The 5,237-nt window shown below is 66.8% G+C and carries 3 protein-coding genes; 1 reads left to right on the top strand and 2 read right to left on the bottom strand.

What is annotated here, in order from left to right:
* A partial coding sequence (gene carB, locus AC5E6L_RS11930; protein WP_491773539.1) for a carbamoyl-phosphate synthase large subunit occupies nucleotides 1-2,757 on the bottom strand: 2,757 nt, incomplete at its 3' end.
* Nucleotides 2,758-2,984: 227 nt separating this feature from the next.
* Entirely contained in the window at nucleotides 2,985-4,202 is a 1,218-nt protein-coding gene (gene carA, locus AC5E6L_RS11925) for a glutamine-hydrolyzing carbamoyl-phosphate synthase small subunit (protein ID WP_491773537.1), read from the bottom strand.
* 422 nt (nucleotides 4,203-4,624) lie between these two features.
* On the opposite strand from carA, the gene AC5E6L_RS11920 reads away from it, so the two are divergent.
* Complete coding sequence (locus AC5E6L_RS11920; RefSeq protein ID WP_491228361.1) at nucleotides 4,625-5,074, top strand: GatB/YqeY domain-containing protein; 450 nt, start codon at nucleotides 4,625-4,627, stop codon at nucleotides 5,072-5,074.
* Nucleotides 5,075-5,237: the final 163 nt, after the last annotated feature.

Below are 5,237 nucleotides of genomic sequence, written 5' to 3'. Positions count from 1 at the left end.
CTGCACGTTCATCAGCCCGCCGACGCCAAGTGCGCGGGCGAGCGCCTCGGACTGGCGTTCGAGCTCGGCGACGGTTTCCGGGGACAGCGAATGCACCGGCAGCGAGCAGGCGCTGTCGCCCGAATGAATGCCCGCCTCCTCGATATGCTCCATGACGCCTGCGACGTGCACCCTCTCGCCGTCGCACAGACAGTCGACATCCACCTCGATCGCGCCGGACAGATAGGTGTCGAACAAAAGCGGGTTGGCGCCCAGAAGCGTGTTGATCTGCCCGGTCTTGTCGTTCGGGTAGCGCGCCTTGATGTCCTGGGGGATCAGTTCGGGCACGGTGCCGAGCAGGTAGGAATCGAGCGCGGCATCGTCGCGCACGATCTGCATCGCCCGTCCGCCGAGCACATAGGACGGCCGCACGACCAGCGGAAAGCCGAGCCGGGCGGCCACCAGCCGGGCCTGCTCGACCGAATAGGCGATGCCGTTTTCCGGCTGGGTCAGATCGTGCTTGACGAGCAGCTTCTGGAACCGGTCGCGGTCCTCGGCCAGATCGATCGCGTCGGGCGCGGTGCCCAGGATCGCGATGCCGGCCGCCTCCAGCGCGTTGGCGAGCTTGAGCGGCGTCTGGCCGCCGAACTGCACGATCACCCCGTGCAGCGTGCCCTTGGATTCCTCGACGGCAAGAATCTCCAGAACGTCCTCGACGGTCAGCGGTTCGAAATAGAGCCGGTCCGAGGTGTCGTAATCGGTCGAAACGGTCTCCGGGTTGCAATTGACCATGATCGCCTCGAAGCCCGCTTCGGCGAGCGCGAAGGCGGCATGGCAGCAGCAATAGTCGAACTCGATGCCCTGGCCGATCCGGTTCGGCCCCCCGCCCAGGATCACGATCTTCCTGCGATCCGACACGCGCGCCTCCGAGCGCGTTTCGCCCGCGAACGGCGTCTCGTAGGTCGAATACATATAGGCGGTGGGCGAGGCGAATTCGGCCGCGCAGGTGTCGATGCGCTTGTAGACGGGCCGGACGCCGAGGGCCCGGCGGTGCGCGCGCACGCCTGCTTCGTCGTCCGAGACCAGAGATGCGAGCCGCTGGTCGGAAAAGCCCATCGCCTTGAGCGCGCGCATGTTGGCCGCGTCCGGCGGCAGGCCGTGGGCGCGCACCCGCGCCTCCATGCCGACGATTGCCTGAAGCTGTTCGAGAAACCACATGTCGATGGCGCAGGCCGCGTGGATGTCTTCGAGCGAGAAGCCCAGGCGCACGGCCTGGGCCACCATGCGCAGCCGGTCGGGCGTCGGCGTGCCGAGGCTGGCGCGGATGGCGCTCCTGTCGTCGCCTTCGCCGAGCCCGGCAATGTCGATCTCGTCGAGCCCGGTCAGCCCGGTCTCCAGGCCGCGCAGCGCCTTTTGCAGCGATTCGGCGAAGGTGCGGCCGATCGCCATCACCTCGCCGACCGATTTCATCGCCGTGGTCAGGACCGGCTCGGCGCCGGGGAACTTCTCGAAGGCAAAGCGCGGGATCTTGGTGACCACATAGTCGATCGACGGCTCGAACGCGGCCGGCGTCGCGCCGCCCGTGATGTCGTTGTCCAGTTCGTCCAGCGTGTAGCCCACCGCCAGCTTGGCGGCGACCTTGGCGATGGGAAAGCCCGTCGCCTTCGATGCCAGGGCGGAAGAGCGCGACACGCGCGGGTTCATCTCGATGACGACGAGGCGCCCATCGTCCGGATTGACGGCGAACTGCACGTTCGAGCCGCCCGTCTCGACCCCGATCTCGCGCAGCACCGCGATCGAGGCGTTGCGCATGATCTGATATTCCTTGTCGGTCAGCGTCAGCGCGGGCGCGACCGTGATCGAATCGCCCGTATGCACGCCCATCGGATCGACATTTTCAATCGAGCAGACGATGATGCAATTGTCGTCCTTGTCGCGGACGACCTCCATCTCGTACTCCTTCCAGCCCAGCACGCTCTCGTCGATCAGCACCTCGGTCGTCGGCGAGGCGTCGAGGCCGCGCTCGACGATCTCGAAGAATTCCGACCTGTTGTAGGCGATCCCGCCGCCCGTGCCGCCGAGCGTGAAGGAGGGGCGAATGATGGCCGGCAGGCCCACCTCGTCGAGCGCCTGCGCGGCAAGGCCCATGGCGTGGGTCATGTAGCGCTGCTTGCGGTCGGAGGTGCCGTCGCGCCATTCAAGCTCCAGCGCGTCGAGCGCCGCATCCAGCTCCATGCTCGACTTCGCATCGCGCAGCGCCTGCCGGCGCGCCTCGTGCGCCGCCCGGTCCTCTTCCTTGATGCTTGACGCGTTGACCAGCACCGAACGCGGGCTTTCGAGCCCGATCCGGTCCATCGCCTCGCGGAACAGCTTGCGGTCCTCGGCCTTGTCGATGGCTTCGGGCCTGGCGCCGATCATCTCGATGCCGAGCCTGTCCAGAACGCCCATGGCCTTCAGCGACAGCGCGGTGTTGAGCGCGGTCTGCCCGCCCATGGTCGGCAGCAGAACCATGGTCTCGTCCGGCCGCTCGCTGCACTCCTTTTCGATGATTTTGGCAACGACCTCAGGCGTGATCGGCTCGATATAGGTGGCGTCCGCCAGGTCCGGATCGGTCATGATCGTCGCCGGGTTGGAGTTGACCAGGACGATCCGGTAGCCTTCCTGCTTCAGCGCCTTGCAGGCCTGCGTGCCCGAATAGTCGAACTCGCACGCCTGGCCGATGATGATCGGTCCCGCGCCGATGATCAGGACGGTGTCGATGTCGGTGCGCTTGGGCATGGGATGGACTGTCTTTCTTGCGCGCGAACGCCGGTCGGGACGGCCGGCCGGCGTGATGGTCGAAACTGTGTTCGGGCTGAATGCGGCCTATAAAGCAAGCGCCGACCGATGTAACCCCGTCCGCGACGCGAAAGACGGCGGAGCCCCCGACGACCGCGCACGGTATCGGCGCGCAGCTCTCATCGCCGCCCTCGGCAAGGCCTGCGGGCGCCTTCGGCCGTCGACGCTCAGCTTCCGGCGGCCGCCGGATCGCCCTTCCGCGCGCGGACCAGATCGACGAACCTTCGGAACAGGTAGTGGCTGTCCTGCGGGCCGGGCGAGGCCTCGGGATGGTGCTGCACCGAAAAGACCGGCTTGCCCTCCACCGCCAGGCCGCAATTGGAGCCGTCGAACAGGGACACATGCGTCTCGGTCACGCCGGCCGGCAAGCTCGACGAATCCACCGCAAAGCCGTGATTCATCGACACGATCTCCACCTTGCCGGTGGTGTGGTCCTTGACCGGATGGTTCGCGCCATGGTGGCCCTGGTGCATCTTGATCGTCCGTGCGCCAAGCGCCAGCGCCAGCATCTGGTGGCCCAGGCAGATGCCGAACAGCGGGATGCCGGTCTCGATCAGCGTCCTGATGGCCGGCACGGCATAGGCACCCGTCGCGGCCGGATCGCCCGGCCCGTTCGAAAGAAAGATGCCGTCGGGTTCATGCGCGAGCACTTCGTCGGCCGATACGGTCGCCGGCAGCACCGTCACCCTCGCGCCCAGGCCCGCCAGAAGGCGCACAATGTTGCGCTTGACGCCGTAATCTATGGCGACGACGTGCATCGAGGCGTTGCCCGCCTCGCCATAGCCTTGGCCCCAGGCCCAGGGCGTCTCGGTCCATGTCGACGTCTGGCCGGACGTGACCTGGCCGGCCAGATCGAGGCCGACGAGCCCGCTCCAGCCCGCCGCGCGCGCTTTCAGCGCATCGAGGTCGAACCGGCCGGACGCCTCGTGCGCGATCACCGCGTTCGGCACGCCGTGCGCGCGGATGTGCGCGGTCAGGGCGCGCGTGTCGATGCCCGACAGGGCGATGATCCCGCGCGCCTTCAGCCATGCGTCCAGATGGCCGGCGGCGCGATAGTTGGACGGCCCGGTGATCGCGGCCTTGAACACCGCGCCCACCGCGCCCGCGCGCCGCGCCGGGGTCAGGTCCTCGACATCCTCGCCATTGGTGCCGACATTGCCGATATGCGGAAAGGTGAAGGTGACGATCTGGCCCGCATAGGAGGGGTCGGTGAGGATCTCCTGATAGCCGGTCAGCGCGGTGTTGAAGCAGACCTCGGCCTCGACGGCGCCCGTGGCGCCGAAGCCTTCGCCTTCCAGAACCGTCCCGTCGGCCAGAACCAGAACCGCCGTCGCGCGCGGCTCGATCCAGGGTCCTTGGGCGACCACCTGCTGGCTGTCCGTCATGGATGTGACACTCTTGTGATTTGCCGCGGCGCCGGTTGCGCTTGCCGCCTGCGCTGGCAAACACCATATTGGGCCGGAACGCAACCGGGGCCGCCTTCTCGAACCGTTGGCCTTGGGTCGGGCGCGCATGAGACCGGTGAGATTTGATATGAGCCGATCTGGTTGGATGCAAGGTGCGGGGGCGATGGGGCTGCGGTTGGTCTGCTTGCCGTTCCGGCCGCCCGATCCGTCGCGTCCATGAGGCCATGACCTGGGTTTGCGCTCTGCGGTCCCGCAAGGCGCGCGTCCGGGCCCGGTCCTGGTGCTTAAAATGCAGACCATTCGAAAAACCCTTTATCATCATGGCTTTGTGAGATAGCCAGGCGGCTTGCATGGCGACGGCGCCGCCGCTATTGTTCACAAAGCTTTACTGGGAGTTCGACATGCGTGAAGCCATTCATGCTGCGTTGAGGGAAGCTCAGGACTCACAGGACAAATGCCGGATATCGGTGCTGCGCCTGATCGCGGCGGCCGTCAAGGACCGTGATCTCGCCAGCCGCGGCGCCGGCCGTGATCCCGTCTCCGATGACGAGATTCAAGCCATCCTGTCCAAGATGATCGAACAGCGCAAAGCCTCGGTCATCGATTATGAGCAGGCCGGCCGGCTCGAAATGGCCGACCGGGAACGCTATGAGTCCGAGGTCATCGCCGAATTCCTGCCCGCCCAGTTGGGCGAGGACGAGGTCAAGCAGGCCTGCGCCGCCGTCGTCGAGGACACCGGCGCCGAGGGCCTGCGCGACATGGGCAAGTGCATGAACAAGCTCAAGAAGCAGTTCCCCGGCCAGATGGACTTCACCAAGGCGTCGGGCATCGTGCGCGGCATGCTGCGCTGACGGCCGGAGCCGGGCCGCGGGTTTTCCACACCCTGCCGGCCGCCGTCCACACCCCGGCCGATTCCATGACGCCGCCGCCGGCGGCGCATGGTAACGCTGCACGGACCGTTCGCCTCCGGACCAAGCCGCATGCGCTTTTCGCAATCCTTCCTCGATGAACTGC

Source organism: Roseitalea sp. (genome assembly GCF_984466335.1).
Note: the sequence above shows the minus strand (reverse complement) of the source record. Positions and strands in the feature narration are given on the sequence as shown.

What these genes read in the sequence shown, in the direction of transcription:
- AC5E6L_RS11920 (WP_491228361.1), top strand. Translation starts at nt 4,625, where the DNA reads ATGCGTGAAGCCATTCATGCTGCGTTGAGGGAAGCTCAGGACTCACAG.
- carA (WP_491773537.1), bottom strand. Translation starts at nt 4,202, where the DNA reads ATGACGGACAGCCAGCAGGTGGTCGCCCAAGGACCCTGGATCGAGCCG.